The organism is Pseudoalteromonas ostreae, from assembly GCF_018069805.1.
In the GTDB taxonomy this organism is placed as follows: domain Bacteria; phylum Pseudomonadota; class Gammaproteobacteria; order Enterobacterales; family Alteromonadaceae; genus Pseudoalteromonas; species Pseudoalteromonas ostreae.
In genome coordinates, this window is sequence record NZ_JAGPYN010000018.1 from 44,933 (window position 1) to 61,817 (window position 16,885).

The following is a 16,885-nucleotide window of genomic DNA, read 5'->3' on the forward strand; positions in this document are numbered from 1 at the left end:
TTCGGAATGTGGTTAAAGGTACTAGGAAGACAAAGGTGCTAGGAGCTAGGATAGCGCCTTTGTTTTAAAGCGTAGGCGCGGCTTTATGCCGCGCGGTTTTAATAAAGGTATTACGATGACTAAAAAAATTGTGCATGTAGCGGTGGGGGTTATCAAAGCAGATAACACACTATTTATCTGTAAGCGCCCTGACGATAAACATCAAGGTGGTTTGTGGGAGTTTCCGGGCGGCAAAGTAGAAGCTGGTGAAACGGTATTCGAAGCACTAAAGCGCGAACTTCAAGAAGAAGTAGGTTTAACAATTAATAGTTCAAGCGAGCTGATGGTTATTGAGCATGATTATGGCGATAAATGTGTAAAACTCGACGTGCATTTAGTTACTGATTTTAGCGGCCAAGCCCATGGTGCAGAAGGTCAGCAAAGTGCATGGGTCGCAATAGATCAATTAGATGAATACAACTTCCCTGCTGCAAACGTAGAAATCATTGAAAAAATAAAAACACAGTGGTGAACATAAAATAGCGCGAGGTGAACTCCTATTTACAAACTTTGTTACATATTAAAAGCGGCTGTTTTGGCTTATCGGTTTATTGTTACATGGAACATGTTTAAGATGGGGCTAACGAATATTCTATTTAAGAGCCTTATTTGAGTGGCTGAGTATTCAAACAATAACTAACAAACGAGACAATCATGAAAAAAGTAACGCTTACCGCGGCAAGTATTGCACTTGCTTTGGGATTAGTCGGTTGCGGCGAACAACAAGAACAAGCTAAAGCACCGGAAACGGTTGCTGTTAGCGCGCCGGCAGAACAACTCAATTCAGGTATTGAATTAGTAAATATGGACAAATCGGTCCGCGCTCAGGATGATTTTTATTATCACGTAAATGGCCAATGGTTGGCGACGACTGAAATCCCGGGTGATAAATCAAATTATGGTTCGTTTTCACAGTTATATGATGATTCGCAAGCGGCAATGAAAACAGTGCTTGAAAAAGCAGCAGCAAATACAGCGGTTAAAGCTGGTACGGATGAATATAAGCTAGGTGCGTTCTTTAAGAGTTACATGAATAAAGCTAAGCGTGATGAATTAGGTATAACACCGCTAAATGGTCCGTTAACTGCTATTGATGGTGTTAAGAATAAGTCTGATTTAGTTACACTTATGGCGCAAATACGTATTCAAGGTGGCGCGGTGCCATTTGGTTGGTATGTAAATAATGATGCTAAGAACTCGAGTGAAAATGCATTATATGCGTATCAATCAGGCCTTGGCTTACCGGATCGTGATTATTATTTAAAAGACGACGAAAAGTTCACTAAAATTCGTGCTGCGTACCAAGTTTACATTGCTGACGTTCTAAAACGCGCAGGTGTAGAAAAAGCCGATGAAGCTGCTAAAGCAATTATTGCACTTGAAACCAGTATTGCTGATGCACAGTGGACGCGTGTTGAAAGTCGAGATGCTACAAAGTCTTATAATAAAATGAGCGTGAGTGATGCAAGTAAGCTAACAGGTGAGTTTGACCTTGCAGAATACTTCAAAGCGTCTGGTGTGAATGTAGCCGATATTATTGTTAGTCAGCCTAGCTACTTTGAAAAGTTTGCAGATATCTATAAAACAACAGATCTTGAAACGTGGCAACAATACCTTAAATTTCATTTAGTAAGTAACTACGCAGGTATATTAGATAAAGATCTGGTTGATTTAAACTTTAACTTTTACAGTACCACATTACGCGGCGTAAAAGAGCAAACTCCGCTTTGGAAACAAGCCGTTGATGCATCAAATGAAGTGTTAGGTGAAATTTTAGGAAAAGTGTACGTTAAAGACAATTTCCCGCCAGAAGCAAAAGCGCGCATGGAAGAGTTAGTTGATAACGTGATCAAAGGCTATGGCGTTGCAATTGAAAATCTTGAGTGGATGAGCCCTGAAACCAAGCTTGCTGCGAAAGAAAAGCTCGACAAATTCACCCCAAAAATTGGCTATCCAGATAACTGGAAAGACTATTCACAGTTAAGCATTAATGCCGATGACTTAGTGGGTAACTATATTCGCCATAGTGAATGGGCTTATGCCGATATGATTGACAAGCTAGGTAAGCCAGTTGATCGTTCTGAATGGCACATGACACCACAAACAGTGAATGCTTATTATAACCCTGTGAATAACGAAATTGTGTTCCCAGCTGCAATATTACAACCACCATTTTTTAACTTAGAAGCCGATGATGCGGTTAACTACGGTGCAATTGGTGCGGTAATTGGTCACGAGTTAGGTCATGGTTTTGATGACCAAGGTGCTAAGTATGATGGTGATGGTAATTTACGTGATTGGTGGAGCGAGTCAGACCTTAAACAGTTTGAGGCGCGTACTGGTCAGTTAGTTGCACAGTATAACGAGTATCAACCATTTGCAGATGCCAGCGTTAATGGACAATTGACCTTAGGTGAGAATATTGGCGATTTAGGCGGCCTAACGGTTGCTTTCACTGCTTATCAGTTATCGCTAGGTGGCGATAAAGCCCCTGTGATTGATGGTTATACGGGTGATCAGCGCTTCTTTATGGGTTGGTCGCAAATTTGGCGTCGTAAATATCGTGACGAAGAGTTACGTAACCGCCTAATGACAGATCCGCATTCACCAAGTCACTACCGCGTGATTGGTATTTTGTCGAATATGCCTGAGTTTTATCAAGCATTTGACGTTAAGGATGGCGACGAAATGTACATAAAACCAGCTGAACGCGTAAAAATTTGGTAATTAATTTTTATTAGTTTGATGATTAAACGGTGGCTTAGGCCACCGTTTTTTTTGAAGGAAGCAAAAGGGTTAAAGAGAAGGCTTCTAGGTATTTAGGTGCTAGAGTCGGCGGGGCTTTATGCAGCGTAGTTAAGGTTGTTTTGTGTTTGTCTAGATCTCACCTTTAAAACTGGTAAACTCGGCTTTAATATACGTTAAAGCTGATTAAAAATGAAAAAACATCATCTAAGTTTAGTCGTCCTCGCGGGTGGCTTGGGCACTCGCTTTGGTGGCAATAAGCAAATTGCTGAGATTGCCGGGTTGGGTTGCACCATTATGGAGTTGAGTATTGCTGATGCTGTAGCAGCAGGAGTAACCCAGGTTGTATTAGTGGTTAATAAAGCGGTGCGCAGTGAGATAGAGCAAGTCATTTTACCGCGACTTCCAACAGGTATAGATGTTGTACTTGTGGAGCAAAGTATTGATTTAGTGCCTGAGCAATTTCAAACTTTGGTGCAACAACGAGAAAAACCTTGGGGCACCGGGCATGCTTTATTGTGCGCCAAAAAGTATGTTCATAACCCCGCTATAGTGATAACAGCGGATGATTACTATGGCGCGTCGTCATTTATATTACTTGCCGATCATTTTAAAAATCACAATAGTTGGGCTATGGTTGGTTATCCAATTATTGATACCTTATCAGAGCAAGGCGGCGTAAATCGTGGTGTATGCCAAGTTAACAATAACCAATTAATTGATGTTGTTGAGTATTTAAATATACAAAAAGAAAGCACGCAAATAGTAGGTGATAACCCACATGGCTACCGCGAGGAAATCGCTGCAGATGCATTGGGTTCTATGAGTTTCTGGGCCATTACACCTACGCTATTTGGCTTTCTTGAAGCAGGTTTTATTGAGTTCCTGCAAAAATATGACAACGGTGTCAAAATGGAGTATTATTTACCAGATCAAATTCAACAAGCGATCACATTTAATCAACAAATAGTTACTATTTATACTGCTAAAGAGTCATGGTATGGAGTAACTTATAAATCAGAATTACAGGATGTTGCAGGTAAATTATATGAATTACGTCGTGGATGAACCAGCCCCGATCTTGCCTTTTTCTGGGCACAACAAAAGCGAAGTAAGTATGAAGTCAAATTCCATAGCGGTTTACTTGTCGGAAAGTTTTGGCCTTGGCAATGAAAAAGTCAGTATGAAACCAATTGGTAGTGGTCATATTAATACCACTATGTTGTTAACGGCGCCAAAAAAATCATTGGTAGTGCAAAAGTTAAATACTGAGGTTTTTCCTGAGCCTGATATGCTGGTAAAAAATGCCCGTTTAATTGAACGGCATTTAACTAAAAAACATCAATCTGGTGACTATGATTTAGCAATCATCCGCCATGTTCCTACAGTTGAAAATAATTATTTAGTTGATTGTGATAATGGTGTTTGGCGCGCACTCGAATTTATTGGCGGCAGTTACAGTGAAGATGTAGTTTTAAATACTTCACAAGCGCAAACTGCAGCCAATGCATTTGGTCAATTTGCTGTTGCTTTAGAAGATTTTGATGCCAAGCAACTACATCATGTTATTCCTGATTTTCATAATTTAGCAATGCGCGCTGAAAAGCTCAAAGCTGTGGTTGCAAAAGATCCACAGCAACGCTTAGCCAGCTGCCAAGCTGACGTTGATTTTTGTTTCGCGCAATTTGGCTTAATTGATGAGCTTAAAGCATTGACGGGCATTGTGCCGGTTCGACCATGTCATAATGATACTAAAATTAATAATATGCTGTTTTGTAATACATCAAATGATGCCAAAGCAGTGATTGATTTAGATACCTGTATGCCTGGTTATTGGTTGTATGATTTTGGTGATATGGTGCGTACTTTTTGCTCTCCTGAACAAGAAGATTCAACAGATTTAGCTAATGTATGTGTGCGTGAAGAAATTTTTGCAGCGGTAGTTAAAGGTTATGTAGAGCCTTTGAAAGACTTGATTACCGAGCAAGAAAAACAAAGTTTTTGGTTAGGCACGAAAGTAATGACCTTTATGATTGGCCTACGTTTTTTAACGGATTACATTGATGGTGATCATTATTTTTCAATCAAGCATGCTAACCATAACTTAGAACGTGCGCAAAATCAGTTTGCTTTATATCGTGATATTCTCGCAAAAAAAAACACGCTTAAAGCTATTTTAAGAGATGTGTGATTTTTTAAGTTAAAGGGCTAGCTGCTAGGTCGTAGGTTTTAGGGGGAAGTGAAATATCTTCTCACTAACACTCATTCACTTCTCTTTGTACAAAAATAGTTTTCGTAGGAGCCTGCTTTAGCCGCGAACGAAAGATTTATAAAATTCATGGCTAAAGCCATTTCCTACATCGTCGATTGAGGTTGGTTAAATACCAAGAGTTAAGGTTAATTCTAACCCCTTCCTTTCCTATGCTATCCATCCCCATCTGCTTTACCTCCCAAGCTGTTTTAGGTAAGTTAAAACTAGATTAGTTCTAGGATAATAATAATGAAGCAGTTTAATCGTCGAGATTTTTTAAAAGCCGCGAGTGCTACGGCAGCGGCTAGTGTGATTTCAGGGTGTGCCACGGGGACTCAAAGTGGCGTTATTACTCCCCCAGCGCAAGGGCGCTCTGTAATTGACCTTGTCGCGCCAAAAATGGATGTAGTACGGGTTGGATTTATTGGCTTAGGGCAGCGTGGTTTTGGCCACGTAAAGCGCATGAGTCATATTGCTGGTACAGAAATTAAAGCAATATGTGATAGCCATGACGAAGTATTACAGCGTTCAGCTAACTACCTCACTGACAAAGGGTTGACTAAGCCTGCACTTTATACTGGCGCCGATAATGCCTATCAAGCAATGCTTAATCGCGATGATATTGATATTGTGATTATTTCTACACCATGGTCGTGGCATGCACCGATGGCAATCGATACCATGAATAGTGGCAAGCATGCTTTTGTTGAAGTGCCGTTAGCATTGACGGTTGAAGAAATGTGGCAACTAGTTGATACCGCTGAGCGTACGCAAAAGAACTGTATGATGATGGAAAATGTCAACTATGGTCGTGATGAGTTAATGGTATTGAATATGGTTCGCCAAGGCGTGTTTGGTGAGCTGTTACATGGTGAGGCGGCGTATATTCATGAATTACGTTGGCAAATGAAAGAAGTTGAGCATAAAACTGGCTCTTGGCGTACCGCTTGGCATGCAAAACGAAACGGTAATTTGTATCCAACGCACGGTTTAGGTCCTGTGTCACAATATATGAATATTAATCGCGGCGATCGATTTGATTTTTTAACCTCGGTGAGTTCACCAGCACTGGGCCGTAGCGCCTATGCAAAGAAAGAATTTCCAGCCGATCATCAACGTAATCAGCTTAATTATATTGCTGGCGATATGAATACCACGCTTATCAAAACAGTAAAAGGGCGCAGTATTATGGTTCAACATGATACCACTACGCCACGCCCGTACTCGCGCCATAATTTAATTCAAGGCACTAATGGTGTGTTTGCTGGTTTTCCAAATCGTATTGCGCTGGAGGATGGTGGTTCGAAAAGTTTTCATGAGTGGGATTATGAAATGGCTGATTGGTATAAAAAATACGACCACCCACTGTGGACCAAAATGGGCGAAGAGGCAGAGCGTAACGGCGGCCATGGCGGCATGGACTTCTTAATGTTCTGGCGGATGATTTATTGTTTACGCAATGGCGAGGCGCTTGATCAAGATGTTTACGACGGCGCTGCTTGGTCTGTTATATCGCCGCTGTCGGCACAGTCAGTTAGTAATCGTAGTGCGTCAATTGATATTCCCGACTTTACTCGTGGTGCATGGCAAAGTGCCAAACCGCTAGGAATTGTAGGTTAAACTATAAGAGCTGCGCGAGGTGCCGTGGTTAAGTAATTCCGCCTACGGGGTGGCATCGGTGTTTAAAGTTATTAATGAGGGGATTTGAAGAGGTTACTGATCAATAAATGGTAACTGCCTATAAATAGCGGGGGTTTACATCCAGACTGTATATAGGCAATTTATTACTAAACTAAATGTAGTTTAGCGCATGATGCTTTCTTTAAGATATTGAAATAGCTCTTTATAGCCTTTAGCTGGCTTTTCAATTTTTACTTCTTTTGCTGCATTACGCACCAATTGACGTAATTTTTGACGGTCAATAGTCGGGTATTGCTCAATGGTTTCATTCACTAAATCATCACCTTGGGCAATTAAATCATCGCGTAATTGCTCAATCTTTTTAATCATCACTTCGGCTTGATTATTTTTATTCAGCATAATGTCGATAATAGCGTTGATCTCATCGATATTCTCAACGGTACGCAACGTTTTTGCGATGTAATTTAAGTGACGACGATATGCATCACTTTTGTTACTGATTTTGTCTGCAACAACCATTGCCGCTTTTAAATCGTCATTTAAGGGTAAGCGCTCGCGCTGTTTTTTCCCCATTTTGGCAATTTCAGCACCTAACTGATGAAACTCTTGCGCTTCGCGCTTTAGCTCACTTTTTGATATATAGATAATTTCTTCTTCAATTTCAGCAGGCTTGCCTTTTTTCTTCGCCATGGGGTACTCATATGATAACGTTAACTGTAGTCATTATACGTGATTCTTTTAATGATTAATATTAGCTGATGCAATGCAGTGAGTGTGTTAGCATTTAAGTATTATGATTGCGCATGCAAAACGCTCCAAGCTCAGGACTAAAAATATGAAAAGCCAACAGCAAGATCCTATTTATACTCAAATTTCTCAAATAAAAGATGCCGTTGCAGAGGTTTTAGAACACGCGAAAAAACTCGGTGCTACTGGCGCTGAAGCGGCGATGTCGAGCACCTCAGGTTTATCAGTTAGTACCCGCATGGGTGAAGTCGAGACCATTGAATTTAACCAAGATGGTGGGCTGGGGATCAGTGTGTACGTTGGTAATCACAAAGGCTCTGCGTCAACAGCTGATTTAAACCCCAAAACACTGCGTACAGTGGTAGAGAAAGCCATTGATATCGCCAAGTTTACCTCAGATGATCCACATAATGGCGTAGCCGATAAAGACCTACTTGAATTTGCTCCGCTTGATTTGGATTTATACCACCCGTGGGATGTCAGCCCTGAGCAGGGCATTGAATTGTGTCATGCTGCAGAGCAAGCGGCGCTTAATGCCGATGCGCGTATTGTTAATTCAGATGGCGCCAGTTTTTCATCGCATCAAGGTTTACGCGTGTATGGTAATAGCCATGGCCTTATCACTGGTTACCCGCGTACTCGCCACAGCATTAGTACTATGGTGATTGGTAAAGATGGTGAGCAAATGCAGCGGGATTCAGCTTATACCGTAGCGCGAGACCAAGCTGGTTTGAAAGATGCAGCGGCAGTAGGTTTAGAGGCTGCGAGTGAAACCCTTGCTAAGCTCAATAGCAAAAAATTAGGTACCATGAAAGTCCCAGTTGTTTTTCGTGCAGATATCGCTAATTCATTGTTTGGTCACTTGGTGTCTGCAATAGGGGGTGGTGCGCTGTATCGTAAATCGAGCTTTTTGCTGGATAGCCTTGGCACGCAAGTATTTAATAAGTGCGTTAATATTTCAGAGCGCCCGCATATTTTAAAAGGTTTAGCGTCTTCACCATTTGATAGTGAAGGGGTAAAAACCATCGACCGTGAAATCATTCAAGGCGGTGATCTGCAAACTTACTTATTAGCGAGCTACGCAGCCAGAAAAATGAATATGACACCTACCGGTCATGCTGGTGGTATTCATAACTGGTTAGTAGAACAAACTCATGCTGACTTAGCTGCGTTGTTAAAAACGATGGGTACGGGTTTATTGGTCACCGAATTGATGGGCCAAGGCGTTAATACCGTAACAGGTGATTACTCGCGTGGTGCTGCCGGTTTTTGGGTTGAAAATGGCGAAATACAATATCCTGTAAGCGAAATAACCATTGCCGGTAAGTTGCAAGATATGTTTAAAGGTATTAGCGGCATCGGTGGTGACATAGAGCGTCGTGGTGGTATTCAAACCGGTTCGGTATTGATTGAACAAATGCAGATTGCGGGAAGTTAGGTTAAAGTCATAAGCTATAAGTTTTAAGTTTTGATCGGTGTTTTAATTTGCGTAGGCGCGGCTTTATGCCGCGCCTACGCAGGAAAGGTTAAAGATGCTAGGGAATATGCTTTTGTAGGTCGGGCTTTAGCCTGAAAAAAGTAAAATATTAATTTTTTGGTTTCTCATTTACCCTCATTGTTTTCTCTTTGTGCAAAATGTTTATAGGTGCGGGTTTATGCCGCGCGGTTAATAAAATGCATGGCTAAAGCCATTTCCTACGTGGTTTGCATCGGTGTGTTAATTTTTTATAAAAAACACTTTACCTCAACGTTACTTGAGGTTTTATTGTGACTTTAATTACTTAAATAAAGGAAACTAATTATGTATTTAGAGCACGTAAATCTGGTAGTTGATGATGTTGAAGCTATGCTGCACTTTTATAAGGCGGCTTTTCCGTACTGGTCTATAAGAAGCCAAGGCGAAGGGGAGTGGTACGGTAAACCACGAAAATGGTTACATTTTGGCGATGATTTCCAGTATTTAGCATTAAGTGATCATGGTGAACAACACAACCGTGACATAACCGGACATCAAGTTGGCTTAGCGCACTTTGCTTATGTTACGAATAATATTGCTGCAGTAATTTCGCGTTTAGAAAGCGCTGGTTACAGTATTGATCAGCCAGGTGCGGTAAATCCATTTCGTAAAAATGTGTATTTTATTGACCCCGCAGGGTTTGAAATAGAGTTTGTTGAATATTTAAGTGATATTCCTAGTGAGCGTAATAATGATTTATAACATTAGTTTCGCGTCAGTAAGCTTAACGCCTGACGGTGTTAAGCTTTAACTGTGTTTTATCCATTAATGTTTATTCATATCTTGCCAGCTGGTTTTAAGGCTGTTAGCAAAAGAGACAAACTTTTCCTTAATAGTACGCTTGATTTTGATTTCCACAGAGCCAAGCAGCACTTTACCTTCGATAGTAATGGTTGGCCCTTGCTGCTTGTTTAGTGACACTGATTTGTTTTCAACACTACCAATAATACTGAATAGTTTTGAGACGACATTGACGTGCTCTGGCACATAAATTTCATCACTGCCTAGTAAGCAATTGACATGGAGGGTGATATTTTGATGCTGAAATATGGCGTCAGTAAAATCAAGCTTAATAGAACCAAGTAAGTTCGTTAGGTGGATTTCTTTTGGTACTACCCATTGCCCACTGCGCTCGTTTGATCCTAAGATACTTCGCAAGTGTAATGTTTCATCGCCGCTTTTATTACTATAGTTTGGGCTAAACTGCGCACGTTTTTCCCACTGGTAATTACTATCGGTTGTTAATTCTAGGTCACTTACCAAATCAATTAAGCTTTGGTTATCTTTCGCAGCCATTGCCTGATCTAATCGACGCTCAAAAGCCTCAGCTGAGATAACAGCATGACTGTAGTTATATATTAATTGATCAATAACTTGTTCACGCACTTGCTCAATTGGGCGATCTGCTAATTTTACAGTCATGATGTATTCCTTATAAGTGATGCTGTTGGTGTATTTTACGATTGCTCAGTACTGCAATAGTTAAAGCAAAGCTTAGGCCATTATTAATTACCTTAATTATCAATGCATTAAATTTATTTTCGTTAGGTGTATTTGTTATATTAACGACAGATTAACGAATAATGCTATTAAATGGTTGATTTTACAATGACCAGAATAAATTACCGAACAGTCTGTAAATAATTACCAGGCTAAAACTTATTTAACACATGATTTATTTTAACATACTGATTTTTAATGCTTTAAAAGTTGGCTTGATGTTCGCATTAATCATATTGTCTTTAATCAAAAGGAGAAAGATTATGAAAACATTTAACAAATCAATTATTGCTGCGTTAGTTTTTGGTACTGCTGCTATGGGTGCCCAAGCAAGTAGCTGGGAAAATGAAAGTAAAGATGCTTGGATTGATGGAAAGGCAGAAACAGTTCTTCTAATGAACACTAACTTAAACAACTTTGACATTAACACTGATGTTAAAAACGGCAAGGTAGTGCTTACCGGTAAAGTTGAGAGCGATTTAGATAAAGAGTTAGCTGAAGAGCTTGTATTAAGCCTTGATGGTGTAACTGATGTCGATAACGAGCTAACGGTCGTTAAAAACACGGATGCAAAAAGTAAGAAGATGAAACCAGATAGCACAGAAAGTGATTTAACAGATGCTAAAATTACTACCGTTATTACAACACGCTATTTGTTTAACTCTGAAGTAGGTGGTACGGATATTGACGTAGATACCGATAAAGGTGTGGTAACGCTAAATGGTACTGTTGGTTCGGATGCTGAAAAACAGTTAGCGCTGAAAATTGCTAAGAATGCTGAAGATGTCCATGATGTTGTTGATGAATTAACAATTGTTGCTGAATAATCTATAAGCCATGAATGCCCAGCTATGCTGGGCTTTCTATACAAATTTCAGGGAGTGAGAGCGATGGATTTAATACGAATTATATTTTCAGTGCTTATTCCACCACTTGGTGTATTTTTACAAGTTGGTTTAGGTGCTCAATTTTGGATTAATATTTTGTTAACATTACTAGGGTATATTCCTGGTCTAATACATGCAATTTATATAATCGCACGTCGTTAGAGTCACAGTGTTCAATATAACAAGGATGAACAGCCAATAAATGGCAAGGAGAAACATTATGGATAACGTATTAAGGAAAAGCCAGCAAGGGATCGTAAAAAACCCAAAGCCACTTTGGACAGCACAACAATGGAAGGAGCTAATCAATGGTGCGCCAAGGAGCGAAGTGAAAGCAGCAAGGATTGGGCTTTAACTATCAGATATTAGAAGGATTTTTGCTAGGATGCTATATCAAATTATAAGTGTATGTTGTTATTTTAATTAAGAACATCCACTTATAACCCTCCCCCAAGAATGTTTTACCTCTCATTTTTTATAGGTGTAGAGTGCTCAATCACCGGGTTTTGAAATGTGCCTTGGTGTTTTTGCATCAGCAAGCTTAACGCCTACGATGGGTCAATTTTTTAACTTTTAACCTAATTTTTAACTACACCAACAACCAAGTGGCGGTGCCTAGAAAGGCGAAGATCCCTACAATATCGGTTACGGTTGTCAGTACCACGCTGCCAGCTAATGCAGGATCAATTTTCATTTTTTTTAATAGCAGCGGAATACTAGCACCGGCGATACCTGCGGCTACTAAGTTCATAAACATGGCAAAGGCGAGTACGCCGCCAAGCTTAAAGTCCCATTGCCACAGTGCAACTACACCGGCTATTAAAATTGACCATACCATGCCATTTATAGCACCGATCGCCAGCTCTTTCATTAATAAAAAGTGTTGGTTAGTTTGGTTTATATGCCCCACTGCAATACCACGTATTACCAGTGTTAATGTTTGGCTGCCTGCTACACCACCCATAGACGGCACTATACCGTTGAGTACCGCTAGAATAGGTAAAATTGCTAAGGTGTTTTCAAAGAAGCTAGCTACAATCGCAGCGAGCAACGCGGTTAATAAGTTAACGCCAAGCCAAATTGAGCGCTTTTTCGAACTTTTTAACACCGGAGCAAAGGTATCTTCTTCATCATCAAGACCGGCTAGGCTCAATAAGCTATGCTCGGCGTCTTCACGGATAACGTCAACGATATCATCGATGGTGATACGGCCAAGTAGATGGTCATTATCATCAACCACAGGGGCTGATATCCAGTTATGACGTTCAAATAGTTGTGCAACATCGGTTTCATCCATCGAAATGAGGATAGATTCACAATCTTCATCCATTAAATCGCGAATAATCTTATCTGGTGAGTTAGTCAACAAGGTTGTTAACGACATGGCACCTATAAAGCAGTTATGTTTATCAACCACATAAAGGTCATCGGTACCTTCTGGTAGCTCACCACGTAAGCGCAGGTAACGAAGCACTACATCAATGGTAACATCAGGACGAATAGTCACCGTATCTGTGTTCATCAGGGCACCGGCAGAGCGCTCTTGATAGGAAAGTGCTTGAGTTGCACGTTCTCGATCTTGGCTATCCATGGCCCCAACAACATCTTGGTAGACGGTGTCTGGTAGACTACGTAAAACTTCCCCTAGGTCATCGTGGCTCATATCCTCAGTAGCCGCAGCGATGTGCTTCGGCTCCATTTGGGCTATGATCCCTAAACGAACATCTTCCGAGAGTTCTTCAAGTACGTCACCTTGTACATCTGGATCAACCAATTGCCATAGCAGGGTACGAATTTTATGCGGTGATGACTCGAGTAATAGTGCAGTGTCACAAGGAGCTGTTTTTGCCAACATACGCCTTACTTGAACAAATTGACCACTGTTAAGTGACTTGGTCACTTGTTCTAGTTGTTGTAGTGGGTAATCTTGTTCGAAAGCTTCTGGCATTGGCGTCCTTAAAAAATTAATACACTTGATAGGTAGGGTAACAGTTATCGGTAATTAACGCAGTTGAGCTGCTTAATTAACGACTTTATTCAGTTTAGTGGTACTGACTATGAGCTATTCTTGTTCGTTAAAGCGTTGTGCGATCAGCTCGCCAATTGCTGCAAGCGCAGGTTCAGCGTCTGGACCTTCACACACGACTTTAACTTCTTTGCCTTGGCTACTTTCTAATAGCATTAAGCCGAGTACGCTATCGCCGGCGGCTTGTTTTTCATCTTGATGAAGTGTGATGCTGGCATCAAACTGCACCGCTAATTGCGCTAATACGCTGGCTGCGCGAGCATGTAAACCAAGTTTGTTTTTGATTAAAAATGTATCTTCTAAGCGCATCAACATTCCTTACTGTAAACGTGAGTTGTTATTCTTGTTCACGATGGCGAATCTTTACATTACTGTGGCTCATCGAGAAGCTTTCACCTATAGTTTGCGCTAGATATACTGAGCGATGTTGACCACCAGTACAACCAATAGCAATTGTTAAGTAACTGCGATTATTACGCTCCAAGTGCGGTAACCAAGTTTGCACAAAGGTTTGAATTTGCCAAGTGAATTTTTGCACGATACTGTGACTGGCTAAATAATCTTTTACCGGTTGATCAAGCCCAGTGAGTGGTTTTAACTCAGGTTCCCAATGTGGATTAGGTAAAAAGCGTGCATCAAATACATAATCAGCTTCTTTTGGAATACCATGTTTAAAACCAAAAGATTCAAAGGTAATAATTAGTTTTTTGTCTTTTTTACCTAAAATCTTTTCCCGGATTGACTCAGCAAGTTGGTGGACACTCAGATCAGTGGTATCCAGCATAAAGTCAGCTCGGGTCGTTAACACATCAAGTAATATTTTTTCTTGTTTGATAGCTAAATCGAGCGGCAAAGAATCCAAAGATAATGGGTGTAAGCGGCGAGTTTCAGAAAAGCGTTTGATCAGTGTTTGATCATCACAATCTAAATAAAATAATGTTGGATTTGCAAAGCCCGGTAAGTATTCGAGAATATCGTTAAACTCGTCCTGCTCTTTTGGTAAATTACGTACATCGATACTGACGGCGATCTTGTCGTAATTATCAGAAACACTACGTACTAATGAAGGTAATAAGTTTACAGGAATATTATCAACACAATAATAGCCAAGATCTTCTACTACACGAAGAGCAACAGATTTTCCGGAGCCAGAGCGGCCACTGATGATAATTAACTCCATGTAAATTCTCCTTCATTTGGCTACGATTGCGCAGCAATTACGTGATACAAATCTTGGTCCGTTTTTGCGCTACGTAGTTGTTTACAAAAATCTTTGTCGTTGAGTTTATCAGCAATTGTGGCTAACGTCTTCAAATGAAGTTGGCTATCACCATCTGGTACGATGAGAGCTACAAATATATCTACTGGGCGATTATCAATCGCATCAAAATCAATTGGTGATTCACTCACTAAAATTATCGCAAGTGGTTGTTCAACACCACTCATACGGCCATGAGGAATAGCAATACCACGACCAATACCCGTACTACCTAGTTTTTCTCTCGACAGTAGCGCGTTGAGGATTTCTTGTTGTGATAGCTGAGGAAGTTGTTCATGAGCCAATTGGCTGATAAATTCAATGATCCGTTTTTTGCTATTAAAAAGGACCGCAGTTTTACTGCAGTCCTGGCAAATAAGTGAGCTTAATTTCATAGTGTTAGTGTCGAGCGTGCTTCTCTTTGTGTTTAATTACTTGACGGTCAAGTTTGTCGATTAGTCCGTCAATGGCTGCATACATGTCTTGGTGCTCAGTTGAGGCAAATAATTCAGCGCCACTGACATGTAATGTGGCTTCTGCTTTTTGGCTTAGCTTTTCTACATCAAGAATAACATGGACATTGTTTATGTGATCAAAATGCCTCTCAAGCTTGGCAAACTTATTGTTTACATAGTCTCTTAATGAATCAGTAATTTCTACGTGACGACCAGTTAAATTTAGTTGCATAAGCATTTTCCTCTTGTGATTTTACGCCTTAAATCAAACTTTTACGTTGATTTGACGGTGGAATAGCCAGTGACTCGCGGTATTTTGCAATAGTTCGTCTAGCTACTTTGATACCTTGCTCTGCCAATATATCTGCAATTTTACTATCACTCAATGGTTTTGCTGAGTTTTCTGCACTGATCAACTTTCTGATCAATGCTCGAATGGCTGTTGATGAGCATTCGCCGCCGTTCTCAGTACTTACATGGCTTGAGAAAAAATATTTTAACTCAAATATACCGCGAGGAGTATGCATGTATTTTTGTGTTGTTACACGAGAAATTGTTGATTCGTGCATCTCAACCATTTCAGCAACATCGTTTAGTACCATAGGGCGCATAGCTTCAGGGCCATGCTCAAAGAATCCTTGCTGTTGTTTAACAATGCAGTTGGTTACTTTGAGTAATGTGTCATTGCGACTTTCTAGGCTTTTTATAAACCATTTAGCTTCTTGCAGATGCGAACGAATAAATTGGCTGTCAGTGCTCGATTTGACTGAGCGTGACATCGCCGCATATTGGCTGTTCACTCTAATTTTTGGCATGCTGTCTGGATTAAGCTCAACCACCCAGCGGCCTTTAATTTTTTTCACTGATACGTCAGGAATAACGTACTCAGACTCTTCCCGTACTATGGTATCCGCAGGCTTTGGATTAAGGCTGTGGATCAGTGTCATTACTTCTTTTAAATCTTCTTCTTTAAGCTTAGTCTTTTTCATCAAAGTACGATAGTCGCGACTAGCTAATAAATCGATATGATCTGTTAAAATCATTTTTGTCTCAGCAATCCAAGGGGTTGCAAGATCAAATTGATTTAATTGAATACATAAGCATTCTTGCAAGCTACGTGCAGCAATGCCAACAGGGTCAAATAATTGAATGCGCTTTAACACTGCTTGCACTTCGTCAAGTTCGATTTCTTCTTCGCTGTTGCCTTGATTTAAACTCTCTACAAGGTCTTCGCAGCTAAGGGTTAAAATACCTGAGTCGTCAACGGCTTCAACAATCGCAATGGCGATTGCTTCATCGGTTGGGCTAAATGGAGTTAACTGTAACTGCCACATTAAATATTCATGTAATGTCTCTGTTGAAGCGCCTTGATAAATAGATTCATCTTCAGGCATTGGGCCGGATGACGTATTTGGCGCAGCGCTCATGTATTCATCCCATGTGACGTCCATCGCCATTTCATCACTGAGTGTTTCTTTACTTAATGCTTCGCTACTTTCTTGTTCATATTCGCTGGGCTTGTCGTCAGCTGAGGCACTGACAGTTAAGTCATCGTTATCTTGTTTTTGTTCGTTTTTGCCAGCAGTATCTTCTGAATATTCATGTTCTTCTAGCTCTAATAATGGATTGCTATCTAGTGCTTCTTGAATTTCTTGTTGGAGATCCAATGTACTGAGCTGCAATAAGCGAATGGCTTGTTGCAGTTGCGGTGTCATTGTAAGTTGCTGGCCCATGCGCAGCTGGAGTGATTGCCTCATGTATCTTTAACAATCCTTTTATTGTTGTCATTATTAAGTTTAGCAGATGCTTAGCTGAGTGTG

18 protein-coding genes are annotated in these 16,885 nt (G+C 40.5%); 10 read left to right on the top strand and 8 right to left on the bottom strand.

Going from position 1 to position 16,885, the window contains the following annotated elements:
* The first annotated feature begins 115 nt into the window (after nt 1-115).
* The 5 genes from mutT (at nt 116) to J7338_RS14785 (ending at nt 6,655) form a co-directional block, all read left to right on the top strand.
* Nucleotides 116-511 carry an 8-oxo-dGTP diphosphatase MutT gene (gene mutT / locus J7338_RS14765; RefSeq protein ID WP_210797769.1) on the top strand — a complete coding sequence of 132 codons (396 nt, stop codon included), beginning with the start codon at nt 116-118 and terminating at the stop codon, nt 509-511.
* Nucleotides 512-693: 182 nt separating this feature from the next.
* Nucleotides 694-2,766: a M13 family metallopeptidase gene (locus J7338_RS14770; RefSeq protein ID WP_210797770.1), complete on the top strand. Its 2,073-nt coding sequence runs from the start codon at nt 694-696 to the stop codon at nt 2,764-2,766.
* A 210-nt stretch (nt 2,767-2,976) separates the two neighbouring features.
* The gene (locus J7338_RS14775; RefSeq protein WP_210797771.1) at nt 2,977-3,852 is read left to right on the top strand and encodes a nucleotidyltransferase family protein; all 876 of its coding nucleotides are present in this window, start codon (nt 2,977-2,979) and stop codon (nt 3,850-3,852) included.
* 49 nt (nt 3,853-3,901) lie between these two features.
* On the top strand, nt 3,902-4,975 hold the full coding sequence (locus J7338_RS14780; RefSeq protein WP_210797809.1) for a phosphotransferase enzyme family protein: 1,074 nt from the start codon (nt 3,902-3,904) through the stop codon (nt 4,973-4,975).
* Between the two features lie 309 nt (nt 4,976-5,284).
* On the top strand, nt 5,285-6,655 hold the full coding sequence (locus J7338_RS14785) for a Gfo/Idh/MocA family protein (protein ID WP_210797772.1): 1,371 nt from the start codon (nt 5,285-5,287) through the stop codon (nt 6,653-6,655).
* Between the two features lie 183 nt (nt 6,656-6,838).
* On the opposite strand, the gene yjgA is transcribed toward J7338_RS14785, so the two are convergent.
* Nucleotides 6,839-7,366, bottom strand: a complete 528-nt coding sequence (gene yjgA, locus J7338_RS14790) for a ribosome biogenesis factor YjgA (protein ID WP_210797773.1) — start codon at nt 7,364-7,366, stop codon at nt 6,839-6,841.
* 145 nt (nt 7,367-7,511) lie between these two features.
* Here yjgA and pmbA point away from each other — a divergent pair, with 145 nt between their 5' ends.
* The gene (pmbA, locus tag J7338_RS14795; RefSeq protein WP_145236716.1) at nt 7,512-8,861 is read left to right on the top strand and encodes a metalloprotease PmbA; all 1,350 of its coding nucleotides are present in this window, start codon (nt 7,512-7,514) and stop codon (nt 8,859-8,861) included.
* Nucleotides 8,862-9,224: 363 nt separating this feature from the next.
* Nucleotides 9,225-9,641 (top strand): VOC family protein, encoded by a 417-nt coding sequence (locus J7338_RS14800; protein WP_210797774.1) that lies wholly within the window; start codon nt 9,225-9,227, stop codon nt 9,639-9,641.
* Nucleotides 9,642-9,704: 63 nt separating this feature from the next.
* Here the strand turns inward: J7338_RS14800 and J7338_RS14805 are convergent, their stop codons facing one another.
* Nucleotides 9,705-10,361 carry a LiaF domain-containing protein gene (locus J7338_RS14805; RefSeq protein ID WP_210797775.1) on the bottom strand — a complete coding sequence of 219 codons (657 nt, stop codon included), beginning with the start codon at nt 10,359-10,361 and terminating at the stop codon, nt 9,705-9,707.
* A gap of 341 nt (nt 10,362-10,702) precedes the next feature.
* On the opposite strand from J7338_RS14805, the gene J7338_RS14810 reads away from it, so the two are divergent.
* From J7338_RS14810 to J7338_RS20955, 3 genes are all read left to right on the top strand, one after another.
* The gene (locus J7338_RS14810; protein ID WP_210797776.1) at nt 10,703-11,266 is read left to right on the top strand and encodes a BON domain-containing protein; all 564 of its coding nucleotides are present in this window, start codon (nt 10,703-10,705) and stop codon (nt 11,264-11,266) included.
* A 63-nt stretch (nt 11,267-11,329) separates the two neighbouring features.
* Nucleotides 11,330-11,488 (top strand): YqaE/Pmp3 family membrane protein, encoded by a 159-nt coding sequence (locus tag J7338_RS14815; protein WP_064667813.1) that lies wholly within the window; start codon nt 11,330-11,332, stop codon nt 11,486-11,488.
* Between the two features lie 58 nt (nt 11,489-11,546).
* Nucleotides 11,547-11,681 carry a hypothetical protein gene (locus tag J7338_RS20955; protein ID WP_267459589.1) on the top strand — a complete coding sequence of 45 codons (135 nt, stop codon included), beginning with the start codon at nt 11,547-11,549 and terminating at the stop codon, nt 11,679-11,681.
* A 234-nt stretch (nt 11,682-11,915) separates the two neighbouring features.
* Here the strand turns inward: J7338_RS20955 and mgtE are convergent, their stop codons facing one another.
* The 6 genes from mgtE to J7338_RS14845 form a co-directional block, all read right to left on the bottom strand.
* The gene (gene mgtE / locus J7338_RS14820; protein ID WP_210797777.1) at nt 11,916-13,274 is read right to left on the bottom strand and encodes a magnesium transporter; all 1,359 of its coding nucleotides are present in this window, start codon (nt 13,272-13,274) and stop codon (nt 11,916-11,918) included.
* A gap of 114 nt (nt 13,275-13,388) precedes the next feature.
* Nucleotides 13,389-13,661 (bottom strand): HPr family phosphocarrier protein, encoded by a 273-nt coding sequence (locus J7338_RS14825; RefSeq protein ID WP_210797778.1) that lies wholly within the window; start codon nt 13,659-13,661, stop codon nt 13,389-13,391.
* Between the two features lie 28 nt (nt 13,662-13,689).
* Nucleotides 13,690-14,532, bottom strand: coding sequence for an RNase adapter RapZ (gene rapZ / locus J7338_RS14830; RefSeq protein ID WP_210797779.1), 843 nt, complete (start codon nt 14,530-14,532; stop codon nt 13,690-13,692).
* Nucleotides 14,533-14,552: 20 nt separating this feature from the next.
* Nucleotides 14,553-15,005 (bottom strand): PTS IIA-like nitrogen regulatory protein PtsN, encoded by a 453-nt coding sequence (gene ptsN / locus J7338_RS14835; protein WP_210797780.1) that lies wholly within the window; start codon nt 15,003-15,005, stop codon nt 14,553-14,555.
* Nucleotides 15,006-15,009: 4 nt separating this feature from the next.
* The gene (gene hpf / locus J7338_RS14840; protein WP_145236739.1) at nt 15,010-15,297 is read right to left on the bottom strand and encodes a ribosome hibernation promoting factor; all 288 of its coding nucleotides are present in this window, start codon (nt 15,295-15,297) and stop codon (nt 15,010-15,012) included.
* A gap of 28 nt (nt 15,298-15,325) precedes the next feature.
* Nucleotides 15,326-16,822 carry an RNA polymerase factor sigma-54 gene (locus J7338_RS14845; protein WP_210797781.1) on the bottom strand — a complete coding sequence of 499 codons (1,497 nt, stop codon included), beginning with the start codon at nt 16,820-16,822 and terminating at the stop codon, nt 15,326-15,328.
* Between the last annotated feature and the right edge of the window lie 63 nt (nt 16,823-16,885).

Excerpts from the sequence above, each read along its gene's own strand:
- mutT (WP_210797769.1), top strand. The coding sequence starts at position 116 with ATGACTAAAAAAATTGTGCATGTAGCGGTGGGGGTTATCAAAGCAGAT.
- J7338_RS14770 (WP_210797770.1), top strand. The coding sequence starts at position 694 with ATGAAAAAAGTAACGCTTACCGCGGCAAGTATTGCACTTGCTTTGGGA.
- J7338_RS14775 (WP_210797771.1), top strand. The coding sequence starts at position 2,977 with ATGAAAAAACATCATCTAAGTTTAGTCGTCCTCGCGGGTGGCTTGGGC.
- J7338_RS14780 (WP_210797809.1), top strand. The coding sequence starts at position 3,902 with ATGAAGTCAAATTCCATAGCGGTTTACTTGTCGGAAAGTTTTGGCCTT.
- J7338_RS14785 (WP_210797772.1), top strand. The coding sequence starts at position 5,285 with ATGAAGCAGTTTAATCGTCGAGATTTTTTAAAAGCCGCGAGTGCTACG.
- yjgA (WP_210797773.1), bottom strand. The coding sequence starts at position 7,366 with ATGGCGAAGAAAAAAGGCAAGCCTGCTGAAATTGAAGAAGAAATTATC.
- pmbA (WP_145236716.1), top strand. The coding sequence starts at position 7,512 with ATGAAAAGCCAACAGCAAGATCCTATTTATACTCAAATTTCTCAAATA.
- J7338_RS14800 (WP_210797774.1), top strand. The coding sequence starts at position 9,225 with ATGTATTTAGAGCACGTAAATCTGGTAGTTGATGATGTTGAAGCTATG.
- J7338_RS14805 (WP_210797775.1), bottom strand. The coding sequence starts at position 10,361 with ATGACTGTAAAATTAGCAGATCGCCCAATTGAGCAAGTGCGTGAACAA.
- J7338_RS14810 (WP_210797776.1), top strand. The coding sequence starts at position 10,703 with ATGAAAACATTTAACAAATCAATTATTGCTGCGTTAGTTTTTGGTACT.
- J7338_RS14815 (WP_064667813.1), top strand. The coding sequence starts at position 11,330 with ATGGATTTAATACGAATTATATTTTCAGTGCTTATTCCACCACTTGGT.
- J7338_RS20955 (WP_267459589.1), top strand. The coding sequence starts at position 11,547 with ATGGATAACGTATTAAGGAAAAGCCAGCAAGGGATCGTAAAAAACCCA.
- mgtE (WP_210797777.1), bottom strand. The coding sequence starts at position 13,274 with ATGCCAGAAGCTTTCGAACAAGATTACCCACTACAACAACTAGAACAA.
- J7338_RS14825 (WP_210797778.1), bottom strand. The coding sequence starts at position 13,661 with ATGCGCTTAGAAGATACATTTTTAATCAAAAACAAACTTGGTTTACAT.
- rapZ (WP_210797779.1), bottom strand. The coding sequence starts at position 14,532 with ATGGAGTTAATTATCATCAGTGGCCGCTCTGGCTCCGGAAAATCTGTT.
- ptsN (WP_210797780.1), bottom strand. The coding sequence starts at position 15,005 with ATGAAATTAAGCTCACTTATTTGCCAGGACTGCAGTAAAACTGCGGTC.
- hpf (WP_145236739.1), bottom strand. The coding sequence starts at position 15,297 with ATGCAACTAAATTTAACTGGTCGTCACGTAGAAATTACTGATTCATTA.
- J7338_RS14845 (WP_210797781.1), bottom strand. The coding sequence starts at position 16,822 with ATGAGGCAATCACTCCAGCTGCGCATGGGCCAGCAACTTACAATGACA.